The 18,728-nt window shown below is 37.4% G+C and carries 19 protein-coding genes; 7 read left to right on the top strand and 12 right to left on the bottom strand.

Features of this window, described 5'->3' with window-relative positions; all coding sequences use genetic code 11:
• Positions 1 to 72: 72 nt before the first annotated feature.
• From M902_RS03190 to M902_RS03180, 3 genes are read left to right on the top strand one after another with little or no spacing between them, the layout of a single operon-like run.
• The gene (locus M902_RS03190; protein WP_052607383.1) at positions 73 to 708 is read left to right on the top strand and encodes a DUF3943 domain-containing protein; all 636 of its coding nucleotides are present in this window, start codon (positions 73 to 75) and stop codon (positions 706 to 708) included.
• Positions 695 to 1,426: a hypothetical protein gene (locus M902_RS03185; RefSeq protein ID WP_021265721.1), complete on the top strand. Its 732-nt coding sequence runs from the start codon at positions 695 to 697 to the stop codon at positions 1,424 to 1,426. Before M902_RS03190 ends, M902_RS03185 begins: the two co-directional genes overlap by 14 nt.
• Positions 1,423 to 1,914: a DUF501 domain-containing protein gene (locus M902_RS03180; protein WP_021265853.1), complete on the top strand. Its 492-nt coding sequence runs from the start codon at positions 1,423 to 1,425 to the stop codon at positions 1,912 to 1,914. Before M902_RS03185 ends, M902_RS03180 begins: the two co-directional genes overlap by 4 nt.
• Here M902_RS03180 and M902_RS03175 read toward each other — a convergent pair.
• From M902_RS03175 to M902_RS03145, 7 genes are all read right to left on the bottom strand, one after another.
• Positions 1,911 to 2,327 (bottom strand): hypothetical protein, encoded by a 417-nt coding sequence (locus M902_RS03175; RefSeq protein WP_021265977.1) that lies wholly within the window; start codon positions 2,325 to 2,327, stop codon positions 1,911 to 1,913. The two genes, M902_RS03180 and M902_RS03175, sit on opposite strands and share 4 nt — an antisense overlap.
• A gap of 8 nt (positions 2,328 to 2,335) precedes the next feature.
• Positions 2,336 to 2,860, bottom strand: coding sequence for an FMN-binding protein (locus tag M902_RS03170; protein WP_021266334.1), 525 nt, complete (start codon positions 2,858 to 2,860; stop codon positions 2,336 to 2,338).
• Positions 2,848 to 3,948: a hypothetical protein gene (locus tag M902_RS03165; protein ID WP_021266234.1), complete on the bottom strand. Its 1,101-nt coding sequence runs from the start codon at positions 3,946 to 3,948 to the stop codon at positions 2,848 to 2,850. Before M902_RS03165 ends, M902_RS03170 begins: the two co-directional genes overlap by 13 nt.
• A gap of 91 nt (positions 3,949 to 4,039) precedes the next feature.
• Positions 4,040 to 4,960, bottom strand: coding sequence for a DUF368 domain-containing protein (locus tag M902_RS03160; RefSeq protein WP_021265753.1), 921 nt, complete (start codon positions 4,958 to 4,960; stop codon positions 4,040 to 4,042).
• 6 nt (positions 4,961 to 4,966) lie between these two features.
• Positions 4,967 to 7,504 (bottom strand): type I DNA topoisomerase, encoded by a 2,538-nt coding sequence (topA, locus tag M902_RS03155; RefSeq protein ID WP_021266484.1) that lies wholly within the window; start codon positions 7,502 to 7,504, stop codon positions 4,967 to 4,969.
• Positions 7,505 to 7,591: 87 nt separating this feature from the next.
• The gene (locus M902_RS03150; RefSeq protein WP_021265785.1) at positions 7,592 to 9,802 is read right to left on the bottom strand and encodes a LysM peptidoglycan-binding domain-containing protein; all 2,211 of its coding nucleotides are present in this window, start codon (positions 9,800 to 9,802) and stop codon (positions 7,592 to 7,594) included.
• A gap of 8 nt (positions 9,803 to 9,810) precedes the next feature.
• Positions 9,811 to 10,539: a tetratricopeptide repeat protein gene (locus M902_RS03145; RefSeq protein WP_021266107.1), complete on the bottom strand. Its 729-nt coding sequence runs from the start codon at positions 10,537 to 10,539 to the stop codon at positions 9,811 to 9,813.
• Positions 10,540 to 10,681: 142 nt separating this feature from the next.
• Between M902_RS03145 and M902_RS03140 the strand changes: the two genes are divergently transcribed.
• From M902_RS03140 to M902_RS03130, 3 genes are all read left to right on the top strand, one after another.
• Complete coding sequence (locus M902_RS03140; protein ID WP_021266189.1) at positions 10,682 to 10,909, top strand: DUF4911 domain-containing protein; 228 nt, start codon at positions 10,682 to 10,684, stop codon at positions 10,907 to 10,909.
• A gap of 96 nt (positions 10,910 to 11,005) precedes the next feature.
• Positions 11,006 to 12,376 (top strand): hypothetical protein, encoded by a 1,371-nt coding sequence (locus tag M902_RS03135; protein WP_021266277.1) that lies wholly within the window; start codon positions 11,006 to 11,008, stop codon positions 12,374 to 12,376.
• A gap of 32 nt (positions 12,377 to 12,408) precedes the next feature.
• Positions 12,409 to 13,434, top strand: coding sequence for a thrombospondin type 3 repeat-containing protein (locus M902_RS03130; protein WP_156979700.1), 1,026 nt, complete (start codon positions 12,409 to 12,411; stop codon positions 13,432 to 13,434).
• Here M902_RS03130 and M902_RS03125 read toward each other — a convergent pair.
• Together M902_RS03125 and M902_RS03120 are read right to left on the bottom strand one after the other, a co-directional pair.
• Positions 13,424 to 14,017 (bottom strand): hypothetical protein, encoded by a 594-nt coding sequence (locus tag M902_RS03125; protein WP_021266266.1) that lies wholly within the window; start codon positions 14,015 to 14,017, stop codon positions 13,424 to 13,426. The two genes, M902_RS03130 and M902_RS03125, sit on opposite strands and share 11 nt — an antisense overlap.
• Complete coding sequence (locus M902_RS03120; RefSeq protein WP_021265774.1) at positions 14,005 to 15,102, bottom strand: hypothetical protein; 1,098 nt, start codon at positions 15,100 to 15,102, stop codon at positions 14,005 to 14,007. The genes M902_RS03125 and M902_RS03120 overlap by 13 nt, the downstream gene beginning before the upstream one ends.
• 163 nt (positions 15,103 to 15,265) lie before the next feature.
• Between M902_RS03120 and M902_RS03115 the strand changes: the two genes are divergently transcribed.
• The gene (locus tag M902_RS03115) at positions 15,266 to 16,273 is read left to right on the top strand and encodes a phosphatase PAP2 family protein (RefSeq protein ID WP_021265870.1); all 1,008 of its coding nucleotides are present in this window, start codon (positions 15,266 to 15,268) and stop codon (positions 16,271 to 16,273) included.
• 40 nt (positions 16,274 to 16,313) lie between these two features.
• Here the strand turns inward: M902_RS03115 and M902_RS03110 are convergent, their stop codons facing one another.
• Genes M902_RS03110 through M902_RS03100 form a run of 3 tightly spaced genes read right to left on the bottom strand, consistent with a single transcriptional unit; the run spans position 16,314 to position 18,695 of the window.
• Positions 16,314 to 17,444 (bottom strand): endonuclease/exonuclease/phosphatase, encoded by a 1,131-nt coding sequence (locus M902_RS03110; RefSeq protein ID WP_021265881.1) that lies wholly within the window; start codon positions 17,442 to 17,444, stop codon positions 16,314 to 16,316.
• A 32-nt stretch (positions 17,445 to 17,476) separates the two neighbouring features.
• Entirely contained in the window at positions 17,477 to 17,950 is a 474-nt protein-coding gene (gene bcp, locus M902_RS03105) for a thioredoxin-dependent thiol peroxidase (protein ID WP_021266377.1), read from the bottom strand.
• Between the two features lie 25 nt (positions 17,951 to 17,975).
• A complete protein-coding gene (locus M902_RS03100; protein ID WP_021265889.1) occupies positions 17,976 to 18,695 on the bottom strand; it encodes an MBL fold metallo-hydrolase in 720 nt (239 codons plus the stop codon).
• Between the last annotated feature and the right edge of the window lie 33 nt (positions 18,696 to 18,728).

The following is an 18,728-nucleotide window of genomic DNA, read 5'->3' as shown; positions in this document are numbered from 1 at the left end:
AATAGTGAACTGACTTAATTATCGCAATGTATTATTGGCCAGAATGTGGCGAACTTTATATAAGATTACATCGTGAAAAATTTTATTATTAGCCTATCTTTTACAATAATTACTCTGTGCATGCAAAGTACTTCTTTTGCACAAAAAAAGTATTTTTACCAAGATCGAGATCACACAAAAGAAGAAATTTATAAAGACGTTGGTTTTGTTTTTGGAATCTCTCTCATTGCCTACCCTCTAACTCAATGGGATACGGTAAAAAATGAAGGTTCATGGGATACCTACCGCAAGAATTTTGGGAAAATTGTTTTTGATCGCGATGAGCCGTTTTGGAACTATATGGTTCACCCATATACTGGTTCACAAATGTTTCTCTACTATCGTGCTCGAAGTTATCGATATTCAGATGCCCTCGCATTAACTTTTGTCTCAAGTACCATCTTTGAGTTTCTTATTGAAGTTTATACAGAGCCTGCCTCAGTTCAAGACCTCTATCAAACGCCTGTACTTGGTGCAGTTATGGGCTACGGCTTTGAAAAGCTATCAATGTCTCTACTAAATGGAGATAGCAAGGTTGGGCGCTTTTTTGGCCACTTAATAAACCCAATGACACTATTTCCTTCAATCTTTGAAGGAACAGCATATGCAATCATCGCCCCGGACTTAGACAAGAAATCAATTGGATATTTTTTTCATGCAGAATTTTAAACTGATTCTCATATTTATAACCTCTCTTGCTTCTTTAAATGTAAGAAGTGCTTCTGGGCCATATGAGTTCTACCTAAGAGCTGGTTTCACTATACAAAACACTGTTTTTAACGAATTAGACGACGATCAATTTGAAAATAAATACGATATCGAAGACCGTGAAGAATCAAAAGCTTTTGGTATTTATACACAATTTTCATTTCGACTTGAAAGAGTTGAAATTGGGCTAGAGTCCCATACGACTTTTGGGCGCGCACGTGATCTTCGCTTCGCCTACGATAATAATGTTTTAGAAGGGCGAGGAAACTTTAGATCCTTCAATATAACACCCACTATACGTATTAATAGTGATATTTATGAAATTGATTTTTTACGTCATATTGGATTTAAAAGATTTAAACTCTACGTTAAGTTTGGTCCAAGCTGGCTTCTTAACTCTCTAGACCTTGATGACTTCAACATTGATACAAATGGTAAAGAGTTAAAACTAAACTATGACTCATTCGGAGGCTCGCTCTCTGTTGGTATTGAGCAAGTTAAAGAAGTCTATCGTTTTCCATTCTTTGCCGAAGTTACGGTCGCAGCCTATCGTTCTTACAAGGCCACTTTAGTTGATCGAACAGATCGAACTAAAGTTGAAATTCTTAAAGAACAAAGTGCAAGAGAAGATATAAATTCATTTTCAATTTTTTATACTATAGGAGCATCTCTATTTTGAGCACACAAGCTACGCAAAATGATATTGAACAGATTGAAGCTTTTTTAAAAAGAGAGGCCAGAGGTATTATTGAAGTTTCAGCAAGAACAGATGACGGTAGACCAGCTTCAATCAAAGTAACTCCAGTTGTTGATAAGGTTCCATTTCCAACGATCTATTGGTTAGTAGATCCTGTCGTCTATAAGGCCATTAGCCAAATCGAGGGCCAGGGATTTACCAAAGAGCTTCAGGCCATGATTGATAATGATGAAGAACTAAAAGAAAAAGTTAAAGCTATTCATGAGTCATATCGCGATGAAAGAGTGAAATTATTTAAAGAGATGAATCTTGAATTACCAGACAATATGATGCCGATGATTACAGATACTGGAATAGGAGGCCTAAGAGACTTTTATCACTTAAGATGTCTTCATATGTTCTATGCTTTTCACCTAGTTCGCCCTCATGCTATTGGAGAGCTAGTTGATAAGAAGCTACAACAAGTTTAGCGATTGGCCATCACGTGATGGTAAGTGAAGCCTAGGCTCCACACAAGAGACACTCCAAGGTGAATATAGGCAGACCACTGTCTTAGGAGATCATTATCACTAACCTGAATTAAATATCCAGATAAGCTCATAACGACAAAGAGCCCAATTAGAAAAATTCCCGATGTGCGTGACTTCTTGTAGCCACTTACTACTCTCTTGTAGATATGATTTGAAAAAATTGTCCCGACAAAGAAAAGAAGAAAAGGCACAGATAAAATGTGAAGCTTTTGCATCCAAATTGAAAGTGGATGAGTTTCGACTCCCCAGTCACCTTCAATGGCCATAAAATACTTGGCCACAAAGTATATTGTCCCTGTTGCAACAATGAAGTAATTTGAGATAAATAGATTATTTTTTTCCGAGGGTGTCATAACTTAGACTAGAGTATATCTTTTTGTAGATATAGCGACAACCACACTAGGAATTTTGTACTATTTGAAGAAAGAGTCGCTCCGGAAACGATATCTATTGAATCTGGCCTCTGTGATTTAAAGCGAGAAAGCCAACTTTTCTTAACCTTATATTCAGAAGGTTCTTCAAATTTAACAATTGCTAAACTTTCAATATTATTCTTTACTATGTGGACGTGAAGAACTTGATTCTTTGTACGAACTGTATCGGTAAAGATAAAATCGTATGATATCTTATTCTTACACTCTCTCTTATAGAAAGAATAAAAGCGACGAATATTTCGAGTTGGGTATTTTGATTTAATTGTTTCAAACTCATTATCAGTTAAAAACTTAGACTTCTCAACAAACGAGCAATCAGGATACTTCTTAGAAAGAGTTTCCTTAATTCCTGCATGAACTTGAACTTGTGTAAAAAACAAGAAAACAGTAAAGAGGAAAATCCCCTTTACTGCCCTAATATTGAATAGAATTGAAAATTTTAGTATTCCCATCCGATCCCAAAGTTAACTTCTTCTGACTCACCTGCATTAGATGCATTATTTAATTTTGTGAAGTCAGCTTTAAAAGAAATCTTATCAAGTGGCTTAAACATAATACCAGCTGTGATATGCTCTTTATCATTTGCTTTATCAGCTACACCAACAGATGAATCAACATCATCTTGAGTGTTGTAACTTTCGTATCTTACATATGGCATAATCGAATATGTTTTACCATGAGTAATATTGTAAGCTAGATCAACATAGTAACCTTGCATTACGTCTGCTACAACATTTCCTGTTGCTGCTGAGAATTCTTTACCATCAAGAGTTGAGTAAACATATAATGCCTTCACCATTAGGCCTTTGTAATTATATGTTAAGTGAACATCGTAGATATTGTGCTCACCTTGAGCTGTTCCATTAGATGTACCTACGTAGATTGATGTTCCTAGATCTAGACCAAAGTCAAATCCGTAATCAACTCTAGCAACATGTGACCAATGACCTGCATCAGCTTTAGCACCTTTTTGACGTCCACCACGTACACCACCTTCAGAAAAACCATCTGATTTAAGTGAGTTCATGATGTAGTACTTATATTCAAGATTATTCCATGTACCATAAACTCCTGCACCGTTTTCACGCATAGTCGTTGGAATGATTGCATTTTCAAGTCTTGGACGCTTAACACCAATAAAACGAGTTGGCTCGTGCTCAGTGTTAACAATACCGATTGGAGTAAGTAAAAGACCAGCTTTGAAGTTTAGTAGATCAGAGTGAGCATAGCGAATCTCTGCAAATTCAGTATAGATTTCATCAGCGTGCTCGATTTCGATTTCAGTCATAAATGACCATTTCTCACTGAATTGATAACCTACATAAAGAACATTTCTTAAAGTATCCCACTGAGATGTACCTTCACTATTATCAGTGTAGATAACCTCACCATAACCACCAAGACTTACCTTAGATGAAAGGCCTTTTGACTGCATGCTCTGTACTTCTTTAGAAAGAATGTCGATTCTTCTTTCTAGCTCTTGTGTTGTCGCAGCACTAACTGTCGTAGCTGCAATTAAAGCGATAAACAACTTTTTCATTTATTCTCCCATTGAATATTTAGTTTGGATAACCAAACGAATGTTAATGAGAATTAAATAAAAGGTCAAGTCACTGAACTATACAATGTTTTTAGTTGCTTCTGTTAGCACTACGCTCTAAAAAGAAGACAAAGAAAAAACCGATGACAACAAGCATAACAGCAAGGATATCTTCTGACGTAAAAGAAGTTGGAAAGTAGAGACTCTCAGAAAGGACTTTTGTTTTGCCACGGATAACCACTGACTTTGTCACTTCTCTCCAAGGCCACACCTTAGACAATGTACCAAGAAGAATCCCAACAAGGAAGGCCATCGTACGTTCACGAAAATTCTTCATAAAGAAGTTTAAAACTTTTGAAAAGCTCACAAGTCCCGTTAAACAACCAAGTGCAAAGACGCCTATGATAACCAGGGCCCCCTCTTGAAATGGATTCTTTAAGGCCCCTGTTACATACTCATACTTTCCTAAAATTAGAAGAATAAAAGAACCTGAGATTCCAGGAAGAATCATGGCCGTAATTCCTATGAGCCCACAAATATAGATAAACCATAAGTCTGTTGGAGTTGTTACTGGTACAAGTTGCGTAATAACAAAGCCGATTGCAGCACCTAAGGCCACCATAGTAAGGGCCATTAGACTCTTACGATCCTTTAAGTCTCTAGCAATGACAATAATAGAGGCCGATATCAAGCCCAAAAATAGACCCCATGTTGGGACAGGGTGATAATTAATGAGATAATGCATTAACCTTGCAAGCGAAAGCATGGCCCCGAGAATTCCTATCCCTAAAGGAATGATGAATTTTAAATCAACCTTCTCAGAAATATTCTTTATATTAAAAGTTAGCGCATCCTTAATAAGGCCTTTATCAATAGCCGCTACTGTGGCCAGTAACTTATCATAGATTCCAGTAATAAATGCAATAGTTCCGCCCGAAACGCCAGGGATTAAGTCGGCAATGCCCATAAGAAAGCCCTTGCAAAAAACAAGGGCCATATTTTTATTGATCATAATTAATTACTCTTTATTCTCTTGTGCTTCTTCTTTAGCAAATGGGGTATCTTCCCAATCTACCGAGTGCTTACACTCAGGACATTGAAGCTGTTTTCCCCATCTCTTAGTTTCCTTAACGCCCATAACGCCAAATCCACAAGCAGGACAGTCCATTATCTTTGGTTCATTCCATAGTGCAGTTTCACATTCTGGATAATTCGTACAACCATAGAAGATCTTCCCGTAGCGAGACTTCTTCTCTGCAAATTTACCAACCTTACACTTTGGACAAGTGACATCAATAGTATATGGAAGTGTTGTTTCACACTTTGGATATTCTTCACATCTAACGAAACGTCCATACTTCCCTTTTTTAACTTCTAAACGCTTTCCACACTCTGGGCACGGGTCTCTAAACCAGTCCTTAGGAAGAATTTCAATCTTTCCATCTAGATGCTTTTTAAAGTCATGAGTCGAAGTACAATCTGGGTAGTTACGACAAGCAAGGAACTGACCATTACGTCCCCACTTAATAAGGTACTCTCCGTCTTCACATTTATGACAGTCAATACCAGTTGGTATCTCTTGTTTCTTAAGGTTCTTCATTTCCTCTTTTGCTTTTTCAAGAGTCTTTTCAAAACCTTGCCAGAATTCCTTAAGAACTTTCTTCCACTTAATTTCACCGTCTTCAATTTTATCCAGAAGCTTTTCAACATTGGCCGTAAAGGCAACATCCATTACATCTGGAAAAGATTCAATAAGCATCTTACAAACAACAGTTCCAAGCTCTGTTGACATGAAACGGTTTTCAACCTTTTCTACATAACCGCGGTCTTGGATGTTAGAAATAATTGAAGCATAAGTTGATGGACGTCCAATCCCCTTCTCTTCAAGAGTCTTAACTAGTGAAGCTTCGTTATAGCGAGGAGGTGGTGAAGTCCAGTGCTCCTGCTCAGCAGGTCCATTCTTCGCTGGCATTTGCTCACCTACTTCAATTACAGGTAACTCTCCTGTTGCCTTTGGTGTGTCATTTTCATCCTCTTCGTCATTGCCTCCACGACGTGAAGCTTTTTCAGCAGCTGCTTCCATATAAACAGTTCTAAAACCTGGAAACTTTATGATCGATCCATTTGCTTTAAAGAAGTGGCCTTCACATTCAAAGGTTACCGCTGTTTGGTCGATAATCGCTTGACTCATTTGAGAAGAAATAAACTTATTCCAGATTAGCTCATATAATTTTTGCTCATCTGGCTCTAGATCGCCTCTTAGTTGACTAGGAGTATATTCAAGAGAAGTCGGTCTGATGGCCTCGTGGGCATCTTGAACCTTACTACTTCCCTTCTTCTTATATTCAATTGGTTCAGGTGATAAGAATTTCTCACCATATTGGCCCTTAACATATTCACGTAGAGCATTTAATGATTCAGGCTCAGTTCTAACAGAGTCCGTTCTCATATATGTAATAAGACCGACAGTTCCAAAGTCAGTTGTTGCAATCCCTTCATAAAGTTTTTGCGCAACCATCATTGTTCTCTTGGCCGTAAAACCTAACTTATTAGCTGCTTCCTGCTGAAGCTTTGACGTTGTAAAAGGAGGCGTTGGGTTTTGTTTTCTTTCACGTTTTTTAACGTCAATAACTTCAAACTCTTTCCCATTAACATCTTTAACGATTTGTTTTGTAAACTCTTCGTCTGTTAATTCAGTTTTCTTCTTGGCCTCTTCACCATAGTATTTAAACTCAAATAGTGTTCCATCTTTTTCCATCTCACCGTGTATTGAAAACCACTGCTCAGGAATAAAGGCCTTAATCTCATCTTCTCTTTCAACAATGATTCTGAGGGCAACCGATTGTACACGTCCCGCAGAGATACCACGCTGAACTTTGTCCCAAAGAATTGGCGAAATCTTATATCCCACAAGACGGTCAAGTACACGACGTGTCTTTTGGGCATCATACATATTAACGTTTAGATCAACTGGGTTTTCAACGGCATTCGTTACAGCATTCTTTGTAACGGCATTGAAGATAACTCTTCTAATCTTCTTACGCTTTCCAATCTCCTCAGCAAGGTGGAATGCAATGGCCTCTCCTTCGCGGTCTAAGTCGGGTGCGAGGAAGATTTCGTTTGCATCTTTTGCTAATTCTTGAATTCTTTCGATCTTTGCTGCTTTACCAGCTATCGGTACGAGGTCGATTTCAAAATTTTCTTTGATATCAACACCTAGTTTTGATTTTGGAAGGTCTTTAATGTGTCCATTTGAGGCAACAACTTGAAAGCCACGACCTAGATACTTTTTAATCGTTTTGGCCTTTGAAGGTGACTCCACAATGACTAGTTTGTAGTCTTTGTCTTTAACTGAGGCTGCCTTTTTCTTTGTTGTCTTCTTAGCAGTTTTCTTTGCAGTCTTTTTGGCTGCCTTTTTAGCTACTTTTTTCTTAGCTGTTTTTTTGGCAGTTTTTTTAGCTGTTTTCTTCTTTGTTGTTTTTTTTGCTGCTTTTTTCGAGGCCTTTTTAGAGGCAGCATTTGTTGCAGCTTCACTCACAACTTCTGATTGTGTCATGATGTTCACTTTCTCCTATCATAAAAGAACAAGGTGCGTTACCAGAACGCACCAAGATTATCTTAACATATTTTTCGCTAGCATAGATTAATTTGAGTCACTATTCAATAGTTCTTCAATTTCTTCGATGTCATATGGAGTCAATCCGTAAGGGTTCTCCTTACTGTTCAGATCTTCATCCATATACTTAAGACCTTCTTGTGATTCGATTTCATTCATTGAAGGTAGTGCGTTAGGATCTTTTGCCTTCACACCTTTCTCAATTAAATTCAGATCTTGACGCTCCAAGTAAGTATCTTCGTCAATCTTCTGCTCATTTAATTTTGTTTCTGCATCAATCAATTCTTTCTCAAGCTTTTCGAGTTCCTTAAGATCACGAGCTTGTTCTTTAATGATCGACTTCTCTCTTTCTTGACGCTCAAGTTCTTCAAGTTCATCTTCTTCAAGGCGAATTTCATCAACCTGCTTAAGAAGATCCTCTCCAAGATTGTCTAAATTTAGCTCAACATCAAGCTCCTCAAGAGCAAGGTTTTCTTGCTTACCAAGATTCTTTGCCCGTGTATTATTACGCAATTGTTCTGCCATCTTTGCAGTAGCCTCAGACTTTGTCAGAGCGATATCACCAAGATCCAAACCTGAATTACTATAAGAAATAACGGCCGTCGCAAAATTATCAGTAACAGTGATAACTGTTGCCTCACCTTTTACATATGTTGGTTGAGAACTAATTTGTTTCCCTGTTCCTCTATCCATGAATGAGTAAACTTCAAAAACATTCCCTAGCTCAACACCATCAACTCGACCACGATCGAGGTAAACAACACTTCCAAGAGCTAGTCCACGCTCTTGTTGCTTATATGAACCAATAATAGCCGCTTCAATTCGGCGAGGATTATAAGTTTTAAAGATCTTAGCAATCTTAGGTGTATAAACAGTAACTCTAGCACCGCGCTCAATCGTTTCAACGATTTCATCAACAGCGACTTCCCACTTATTATCTTCTAACTCTCTTATCGCCTTTACTTGACCTAAGATTGTATAGCGCAAGCCTTCTCGATCAGAAATACGATGAGAAACTTTTCCATCCGGTTGATAGATTGAAAATTTATCACCAGGCCTTACCTGCACACTCTTATCAAACTTAACATAGACATGTTGATTGCGAAGAATAAGTACAGACTCATCTTGCTTATCAGAGATATATCCTAAATCTTGAAGATGGTTAGTCGAAAGAAACGTATTTAAATAGAAACCATGAGAAACTGTGATCTCTTGTCTTTCAATAGAAGAGATACCGTTCTTATCATATTGATTATCTGGCTCCTCAATAATTATGCGAGAAATAGGCGGAGCATATTTCTTATAGTCAGTATTTAATTCAATCTCAGTCATTGATAAAACATCATCATACGAAGACTCTGTTAATGATTGAAAGAACGCACCTTTATTAACAAGCTTTCTTCTCTCTTTTAGCCAATTAGACTTTATATCATCACCGTATGCTGAAAAGGCACCAGAAGAGGCAACCTTAACATTTTCAGAACGACGTGTTTGTGAACCGTCATCTTCAAACGTACCAAATGCAACCTTAGGAAAAGAGCTTTCGCTTCCCGTTGAAAAAACGAGAACTTGTCCCGGCTCAATTTCATGTGGGTTTGTGATTTGAGGATTCATTGACCATATCTTAGAATAATAAAATCCTGACCCAAAAAGATTCTGAGAAATCTTCCATAACCAGTCACCTTCTTGTACAACATACTTATCAACCTTTGCAGATGTTGCAAGTTCGTTCCACTCTTCTTCAGGAATTTTCTTTTCAACGAATTTTGCAAGATCAAGAAGTTCTTTCTCCTCTTTTCCCACATTGAATAGATTTTTATTAATCGAAACTTTCTGGTCACTCGCGCTAGACTCTTTACCCTTCTCTGGCTCAACAATCTCCACATTAGTAGCCTGAGACTTTGAATCAACATCTTTTGCAAGAATATCTATCTCTTCGAGATTGTCTGCATTCTCTAAATTATTGGCATTAATCTTTTCTAAGTTTTCATCAGTTAGAATTTCTTCACCAGGTAGGGCTTTCTTTTGATCGCTCTTGATAGAATTTAGTTCATCAGCAAGAACTTCGTCCGATACATCAGTTTGCTGCGGGCTATCAGTCTCTTCCTCTAAAAGCATAAGAAGGTCTTTATCATCTAAGAGCTCTAGATCCTTAAGATCATCTTGCGCACGAACCTGTCCCATGCTCATGAGAATAGATACGATACAAAATAATAAGCTTAGACTTTTCTTCTTCAAACTATGCCCTATGCTTCACCGAAGAAATCGTGAAGGATTGAATAATACTTCTCTTTCTTCTTTGCTAATTTTAATTTATCAGTACAAACAATAAGTCTTCCTAAACTCTTAATAACAAGTCCAGAGAAAGCATGTTGCCTAAGAATCTCTTCATACAACTGCATCGCTAGATCAAACTCTTGTTGAGAAAAGAGCATTTCTGCTAAGTAGAACTTTGCTCTTACTTTAATTTGATTATGTCTTGAACCTTCAAGATCTTTTAGGATTGTTAGAGATTGGTCCAAGCGGTTTTGTGCCATTAGACCTTCGGCCTGTTTTAGAAGGTTTAACTCTTTTTGCAAAAGAATATCATCCGATTGTTCTTGCTGTTTTTGTGCAACCACTTCATTAGCAAAAACGTCTACTGTTTCAGCAACACTACTACTCTTGGCTCCTTGAAGATCATCAATCATACTAAGCTGTACTTGCTCAACAGATGCCTTTCCTTCCTTGCCTTTGTATTGCTCGGCCAAGCTTGGAGCTTTAGTATCCTTTAAAAGCTTGTCATATTTCTCAAGAAGTTGATCGTACTGGGCCTTAGGAACCATTTGTTGTTTAGCTTCGGCCTGCTTCGCTTCTTCGATTGGGTAGCCTTCTTCATCAAAAAGAGTTTTTCTTTTTGACCACGAACAAGAAGTCGTTGCCAATGCTAAAATTAATACTGAAGTGAGTGGAAATCTCTTCCTGAAATCTTTCACTTGTAGTCCTCCATGACTTGATAAAAGAGTGGCCTTTAATAATATTTTAGGTTACAAAGCGTTTAAGTCAATGAAATTTCGTGGATAGGCAAAGACTGCCAAGCCAAATAACTAAATAAAAAACAAACTTGTCGAGTATTTTATGAGTGAGATATTTAAAACAATTGTAAGAGTACCTAAGAAAGAATCAGCATATTTCTACTTTCAACTTGAAGCAAATGAAGGCCTATGTTTCTACTCAACAATCGAAGGTGACAAGCACGAAGGCCATCGCGACATTATCGTTCAGGCCCACCCTAGCCTAGAGCCTGAAGTTAAATACTTACTGAATAAATTAGCTCAAGAAATCGATCTACAGTTTATTGACTAAATTTTGTACACCTAAGAGTAGATTACAAATCCGACCGACTCAATCAAATTAAATGATATAACTCGCAAAATACCGTAAACCCAAAACGGAGAGATTATGTCACCAGCAATTAAAAAAGTTGCAAATACAACCTTGTGTGTATTTGCCTGCCTTCAAATGGCATCTTGTAAAGTTGTCACCAACAAAGGTATCAACAGTCACTTCAATAACTTCAAGTTAAGTCTTGAAAGCTCTGAAAAGTCGAATCTATCAGAATCAAAACTGATGATGGCCAATGAACTACAACTAAAATCAGAACAAATTGCCAAATTAATCAATAGTGCTCCTCAATTTGAAACCTGGACAGACTCGGAACGTACTTATGGATCTAATGATCGTAGAAGAAGAGTGCGTACTGTTGAAAAATATAACGAAAGCAAAGAGAAAATTCGCAACTGGATGAAGCAGGTTAAAGATCTAACTCTCGACATCCACGCAATTACATTTGACGCAGGAAAAGACTCTTATCGTAAGGATGAGATGAAGCGTCTCATCAACACACCAGAACAAATTGCACAAAATGAAGTCCTTGCTCTCTACTCTCTGACTTATATGCGAAACCTAAGTGAAGGTTATACAAAGCGCTCAATTGGTTATATCGAAGAGATCTCTTCAGACAAGATGCAACGATTTACTGAGAATGATGAAGCATTCAAGCTTGAAGTTCTACAACAGCATATGGCCTATATTGGAATGATGAAGATCATCGATCAAGATGCTAAGAAAACTCTTACAAAACTTAAGGCAATGAGAGATGCAAATATTCTTTCACCAGAATTAAGTGAAAATATCAACAACCTCCTTAATACTGGAAAGAAAGAAAACTCTGAGAAATTAGAAAAATTCAAAGAATATAAGCAAGAAGCTCTAACTCAGCAACAAAGAGCAGAATTTGATAAGGCCCTAACAACTTATGAAAGCGTATTTGGGAAAAAATCACTTTTATTTGATCCAGCAAACCCAGATCACCCACTTATGCACCTATTTGTGATTGCTTCTAATCTATCGTGGGGATTAATCAATACAATGGTAGGAGCTGCTTTTATTGGGACAAAGGTAATTCTTGCACCAGTTAGTCGTGGCGTTAACTTATTTATCAATTTTCTTGAAGCCGTTACTCCATATAGTTATATGAGAATGATTGAATTTGATCTACCTCGTATCAGAATTGCAGCTTCAAGGATGCAAATCTATGCTGATGTATGTGGACTTGGAATTGTTCCAGGAAAGATGTCTGCAGGACTATTTGAGCTAGACTTCTGCTCAGGTTACCGCTTTGCTTCTGGACACGAAGCAGGTCACGCGAAACAGTCAGCACTTCTTGGCCCACTATACTTCCCAGCGGCGATTCTATCATACGCTCTTGTTGGTGGACACGGTGGCTTTATAGAAGCATGGGCAGATATTTGGTCAGCTCACTACCACTAAGAATTGGATAAAATAGCTAAATGGTTTTCAAAATGAAGAACATATTTAAAAACTCTCTAATGGACCGCTCTTGGTCCATAGAGAGTCTTGCCATTTCAATGGTAATCTCACAAGTGGTCTTGGCCGCCCCATTCAATCTTCCACCCATCAATGAAAAACTACGCTATACAATAAATGAAACCTTTATTGAAAAGGATGTAATTAGAAATGATAACTACTTCATCTTCCTCGACCAAGACTTTGACGGTATTCCAGATGCTATGGATAATGATATTGATGGTGATGGTTACGACAATATCACAGATGAGTTCCCTGAAGACAAAACAAGATTTGGATCTGATCTAAATAATAATGGCATCGTCGATTTTGTGGATTTTGAGTACAGTGAGAATATTACTGAAAAAGAAAGAGCTAAGGCAAGTGCCCTACAGGTACAGGTGTATGAAGATTATAATATCCTTATTATCCCCGCTGTAGAAATAAACTTAAAACAGGTTCGACTGGTCAAAGAGTTACTCGACATAGGATTTACAGATACAACGAATCACTTAAAGTTTGTTATTTTTGAGACAACACATCCAACGAGTTGGCTGACAAAAGGAAAGTATGATGAAGAATGGAAACAAATCGTCATCTACAAAGATCAATTAATAAACGATGAAGAAATCAATTTGACTCTGACTCACGAGTTCTTTCACTTTGTCCAAAAAGAAAACCCAGAGCTATACCAAGGCTTCATTAACTCTGTTGGTTGGTCTTCAAATGACAATGAGAGGCAATTCACATACCAACACAATAATGATCACCATTATCCAAAGATTAGCTTATCAGAAGCAAAGCTTAGGTTAACTAATACAAATGAATTAATCGTCTATGATAATTTCCCTTCGAAATACGCCACAGTATCACCAGAAGAAATGTTTGCAGAAGCTGCGACGGCTTACTTATACCAAGAAAAGTCGACACAAAGAGATTTCGTTAATCGTTTTACTAATTTTGAAGAATTTGTAAAAAGCCAGGCCTTTAAAATATTTAATGACTTATTCTCTATTTTTTAAAGTCACTATTTAAAACAAAGCGCTCCCACTTATTCTTAATGAACCATTCAGTTACACTCTTAAATGGAGGAAGGTTTTCTCTTTTTCTAGCAGCATTCAGTTTTCTTAGGTCTGGTCGATAATAAGTTCCAATTACCTTTCCGGAGCGTTCAATTACTTGAAACTCATTTGAAACAGGGTTGTAGCGATAAATATCATTCTTACTTCTAAAAGAAATAATATTATCATCACTAGATCGAGCAAATTTCTCAGCATTTCTTAAGTACTGCCTGTCACTAGCAAAGTTAAATTCATCACCATGTTTTTTCGCGTGCCCAACAAGAAGGTTTTTATCTTTAAAACCTGTTGTCTTAAATCCCTTTCGATAAATCATATGTTGAAAAAACATTGGATCTATCTCTACCCCGCGGTCGAGAAGACTTGTCATCTCTTGCCTAATTTCACCCTTTATTCCTCTTTGGCTCATAATCTTTTGTGACTCAATTGCCCTTATCACCTTAGCATCAAGGTCCTTGCACTTCTTACCTGCAGCGAAAACAAATAAGTTAGAAATTAGCAATAGCGATATAACTAAAGTGCGCATGCCGCATACTCCACTGTTAAGTTCACATAATTACCAGAAGAAAGGTTGTTAACTTTTTCAAGGCCATCATTGTTCTTCGTAGTTAGTACTTTATTAATGAGCTCACCAACTTTATCTTTCCCTAATTTTCCCGCACTTTTTAGCTGGTCAAGTAGCTGTAAAAATTTGGCCGATGATGTCACTCTCTTTGATAGATCCGCAAGGGATGTCAGAGCATTTCCTAGTCCAAGTGGTCCCTTCATAATCACGTTTACTAAGACATTTGGTCCGAGGCTTCCTACTAGTGAACAAACTAATTGAATTTGAGACTCAAGAGATAAAGCACCTAATGCTTCACCAAGACTAGCTAGATTTTGATCGATTTGAGTAATGAATTTCTTTGTTGTCTCATATGTATCAACAGCACTATTCCAAAACTTCTTTGCTGACTTCACGGGAGACTTAATAAAGTTCCAGATTCCACTTCCTGCATCTTGAGCGAGTCCACCAGTCTTTGCCCAAGCAGCGCTCAGGGCCTTTTGAACACAACCACTTGCTTGTGCCATAAGATAGTCTTTATTAAATTTTTCAATGGGCGCCTTCAGCTCATCAATATTGACGATTTCTTCTAATTGATTATTACATTCATCAGCATGGGCCTTTGGGATAAAGAGGTCGATAAGGGTGTACTTTTTAAAACTTCCCTTTCTCATTTGATTTGCCACAAAGCCTTTCACGCTTTTAACAATCTTATACTTTTCAACCTTTGCGATATTTTCAAAATAGATAGAAACAGGAGTCTTTCCAACTTTGAAGTTTACGACCTCACCGGCCGCCAGTGGAATGAATTTGTTAAGCTGGCCAGCATCGGTCGCAAGGCCAAGTTTAACAAAGAATCTCTCAGCGCCCTTTACAAATACTTGATTTGCTAGGAAGTGCTCAGAATAGTTTTGATAGAAGCCATCAAAGTCTTGATATTGGTATTTAGCAATTAGCGCTTTTGCTAACTCTTGAAAATCATTCGAACGATCATGGTATTTGAAGTCAGTTGATGAATATGCACATAGGCCGTAAATAGTTAAAATTAGAAATAAAATTCCTCTCATTCAATTATTTTAACTTAATTTTATCTTTAAAAATTGAGGAAATATATTACCGCCACCTAACTGTCTAAAATTTATAGGCCCTGTGTAAATACAACAAAATCTAATTACGAATATAGCTATCAAGATATAATGGCATAAACATAATTTTATTAAGGTAGGTCACATGAAAGGAAGTAGATTTCTAAGCATAATAGCATGCCTAGTATTCGTCATTAATGCACAGGCGCAATGTCTAGTCGAAGACTTCTTAAGAGATGGCTTCTGCCCTGGTATGGGTGAAGATAGTGTCCTGCGGCCTCGTTACGAAGAAGATGGTATTATTAACCGCTATGGGGAATATACTTTTGCTCCTTCTTATCAAACCCTTCCTATTGGCCTTACCAATAATGAGCTTGCACTAATTGGAGCAACAGCAGGTACCGCAATTCTTCTCTTTAATAACGATGAAGAACTTATGCAATTTGCCCAAGACAATCGTACAGAAGTTTCTGAAGAGATTGCTTTTTGGGGAGAGAAAGCCGGAAGTTACCCTATTCAACTTTCTGCTGCCGGTTACGCTCTAGGTGTTGTTATTCAAAATGACGAAATTAAAAGGGTTTCTAAAGTCGCTCTTAAGGCAACAGTTCTCTCAGGACTAATAACAAGAGCAGCAAAAATGACTTTTAGTCGTGTAAGACCAAATAAAACAGAAGATAAGAATGATTTTACGGGCTTCAATTGGGATAACGATAATGTTTCCTTCCCATCTGGGCACACAACTACGGCATTTACTTTTGCAACAGTCATTGCAGAACACTACAAAGATCAATCTACATACATTCCTATACTTGCTTACACTGCGGCGGCCATAGGTGGTTGGTCCCGTGTTCATGATCGTGCACACTGGGCAAGTGACGTAGCCATTGGAGCATTAATTGGTCACTTAACTGGAAAGCTTATTTATGCAAGTGAGTACAACCCAAGTAAAAATGAAAAATGGGATATGTCGATTCACCCTGTAGTTGCACCAGACTATGTAGGTTTTCATTTTGAATTTCGTGGAAAAAAGAACAACGATACTTACGCGAAAGACTTTATGGCAAAGTGTAAGAAATTTTATAAAGAAAATACGGACGAACTTTATCCTGTTAGAGAATGTACTAGATTATACTTTCTTAGTGTTCTTGATTAGAGAAAAAAGGCCCTTTTCTTTTTAAAGGGCCAATATTTTTTTAGTAATTTAATTCGAAAACAAGTGGGAAGTGATCAGAGTATCCCGCCTTGGCCTTCTTAGTAGCTAAGTGATCATAACGATTTGGAGCTGTTTGCACCTTCTTCGTTTCAATCTTAAATCCACGATTTCTCATCTCTTCAACATCTTCATCAAAAACACTTTGTGGTTGTGGTTGACGAATAAAATCTGGAGCATAGATCTGATATGACTTTAAATCAATTCTAACTGGATGTTTCTCACCTAGCATAACTCTTGGAACGAAGACGCGGTCTAGGTGGTTCCATTGAGAATTTCTTGCATAGTAGTAAGTCCCAGGAGGCATTGAACTTATTTTCTTTGAATTAGACTTTTCAGATCTAAATACTTTTTCGACATCAACAATTGATCCATCTTTTAAGAGAACATCTCTCATTGGGTGCTTATTACCAGCTTTCTTTAAATCTGGAATTGTATTGAAGTCACCTACAGCAAGTACAGATGCCTTCGTATTCTTTTTCATGATTTCGTCAATTCTTGCCTTTAGAGTCGTTGCGGCAGTTACTCTTGCTTCGTCAGGGTTTCCTAAACTTGGCCAGTGATTAGCAAAAACATAAAGGTCATTCTTCCCTAGTTTGAATTGCACTTCAAAGATATTTCGAGAAGGTCTCTTTTTTAGGTAATCACTTTTAAGAACATGCTCTTTCTTTGAGACGTATTTAAAGTCTTTTGTTTCATTAAAAAGTACCGCAAGATCAACTCCACGGTAGTCTGGTGAATTTGAAGTATAAAATTTCTTATAACCCAGAACTTTTGCAAGTTGTCCGATAACATTCTCATTTTCAATTTCAGAAACAACTAATAAGTCAGGAAGCTTCTTTCTTTCTTTTAAAACCACATCTTTAATTTGCGATAGTTTTAAATTTAACTTCTCTTGAGTCCAGTCCGCCGAGAAACACTCATCACGACGATACTTTGAAGAAACTTTCTTACAAGCTTCTTTCTTTCCCTTAGTGTTCTTTGGAAGGTAAGCCCAGTCGTTCTTTCCTTCATCCTTTTGTGTGTCAAATAGGTTTTCAACGTTATAAGACATCACTTCTAAAGTTGCTGCATAAGTCGTTGAAAATAGTAAAAATAAAATTAGGGCCTTCATAAACTTCCTCAGCTAATTAATTAAAGAAAGGACTATAAATTCTCTTTAATCCAATTCAGTACGTCATCATGGTGTGACTTAGTTTTCACCTTATCCATTACATATTTCAGACGACCGTCTTTGCCAATAATAAAAGTCGTTCTAATAACACCCATGTATTCTTTACCCATGAATTTCTTAAGTCCCCAAACCCCATACTTATCCATAATTTTATGCTCAGGATCTGAAAGAAGATCAAAATTTAGTTTTTGCTTATCGATGAATTTAACAAGTCGTGCTGGTTCATCAGGAGATACCCCTAAAACTACTGTATCGGCCTTAGCAAACTCCTTCTTATAGTCACGAATACCACAAGCTTGAGTTGTACACCCTGGCGTCATGGCCTTAGGATAGAAATAAAGAACAACGTTCTTCTCACCTTTGAAATCCTTTAGGCTTACTTTTTGCTCGTCTTGATTAAGCATTGTAAATGCTGGCGCCATATTTCCTACTTTTGGAAAACTCATATCAACTCCTTTCATCGTTTTTTATTTACCAGTTATCTCGTTTATGTCTTAAGTCTTTAATTCTTTCTTTATTCTTCGTCATCAAAAAGAGATTAACTTCCCTCTCTGTTTCAAAATTGGTTTGAAATCCAATACTACCTTCTGATTGTACTCGTTCAAGTAATTTACTAGCGGCTTCATTATCTGGATCATTGGCCAATGTGAAATTTAAATTATTAATTATATAGTCGTGTCCCGGCCAAAGAACAACTTGATCCTCGACTCTTTCATTTAATGCAAGAATCGTGTCAACGAATACTTCAAGATTTCCACCGTTCTTACAGTTTCCGATTCCAGCATTAAAGATCGTATCCATCGTGATAATTTCAACCTGCTTACCTGATTCAAAGAATAAAAAGCACAAGTGATCCATCGTATGACCTGGAGTTTCAATGACTTCGAATTCTCCCAAAGAAGTAGAAATCTTTTCTCCGTCAACAAGCACACGATCAACATTTTTAAAGCTGTCCTTATGTCCCCAAACTTGAGCACCATGCTCACTTACTAACGCATCAACTCCCGCCACATGATCATAGTGTCCATGCGAGAGCAAGACCACGGCAAGTTGGCGTTCATTAGCGACTAGCCACTCATTGATTAATTGAGGATAGATAGGATCAACCACAGCAACTTCTGCATTGCCCATTTCGACAATATAGTTATAGTTGCGTAAAGGTGAATCGGTATAAATTTGATGAACATTCATAGGCAAATACCTTTTTTTTTGACATGATATAAA

The sequence above is a fragment of the Bacteriovorax sp. BAL6_X genome (genome assembly GCF_000443995.1).
GTDB lineage: Bacteria > Bdellovibrionota > Bacteriovoracia > Bacteriovoracales > Bacteriovoracaceae > Halobacteriovorax_A.
The sequence above is the reverse complement of the archived record's forward strand: the minus strand, read 5'-3'. Positions and strand labels throughout refer to the sequence as shown.

Coding starts and splice junctions, on each gene's coding strand:
- topA (WP_021266484.1), bottom strand. CDS start 7,504: ATGACACAATCAGAAGTTGTGAGTGAAGCTGCAACAAATGCTGCCTCT.
- M902_RS03125 (WP_021266266.1), bottom strand. CDS start 14,017: ATGCGCACTTTAGTTATATCGCTATTGCTAATTTCTAACTTATTTGTT.
- M902_RS03120 (WP_021265774.1), bottom strand. CDS start 15,102: ATGAGAGGAATTTTATTTCTAATTTTAACTATTTACGGCCTATGTGCA.
- M902_RS03100 (WP_021265889.1), bottom strand. CDS start 18,695: ATGAATGTTCATCAAATTTATACCGATTCACCTTTACGCAACTATAAC.
- M902_RS03185 (WP_021265721.1), top strand. CDS start 695: ATGCAGAATTTTAAACTGATTCTCATATTTATAACCTCTCTTGCTTCT.
- M902_RS03115 (WP_021265870.1), top strand. CDS start 15,266: ATGAAAGGAAGTAGATTTCTAAGCATAATAGCATGCCTAGTATTCGTC.
- M902_RS03170 (WP_021266334.1), bottom strand. CDS start 2,860: ATGGGAATACTAAAATTTTCAATTCTATTCAATATTAGGGCAGTAAAG.
- M902_RS03160 (WP_021265753.1), bottom strand. CDS start 4,960: ATGATCAATAAAAATATGGCCCTTGTTTTTTGCAAGGGCTTTCTTATG.
- M902_RS03130 (WP_156979700.1), top strand. CDS start 12,409: ATGAAGAACATATTTAAAAACTCTCTAATGGACCGCTCTTGGTCCATA.
- M902_RS03135 (WP_021266277.1), top strand. CDS start 11,006: ATGTCACCAGCAATTAAAAAAGTTGCAAATACAACCTTGTGTGTATTT.
- bcp (WP_021266377.1), bottom strand. CDS start 17,950: ATGAGTTTTCCAAAAGTAGGAAATATGGCGCCAGCATTTACAATGCTT.
- M902_RS03140 (WP_021266189.1), top strand. CDS start 10,682: ATGAGTGAGATATTTAAAACAATTGTAAGAGTACCTAAGAAAGAATCA.
- M902_RS03110 (WP_021265881.1), bottom strand. CDS start 17,444: ATGAAGGCCCTAATTTTATTTTTACTATTTTCAACGACTTATGCAGCA.
- M902_RS03165 (WP_021266234.1), bottom strand. CDS start 3,948: ATGAAAAAGTTGTTTATCGCTTTAATTGCAGCTACGACAGTTAGTGCT.
- M902_RS03175 (WP_021265977.1), bottom strand. CDS start 2,327: ATGACACCCTCGGAAAAAAATAATCTATTTATCTCAAATTACTTCATT.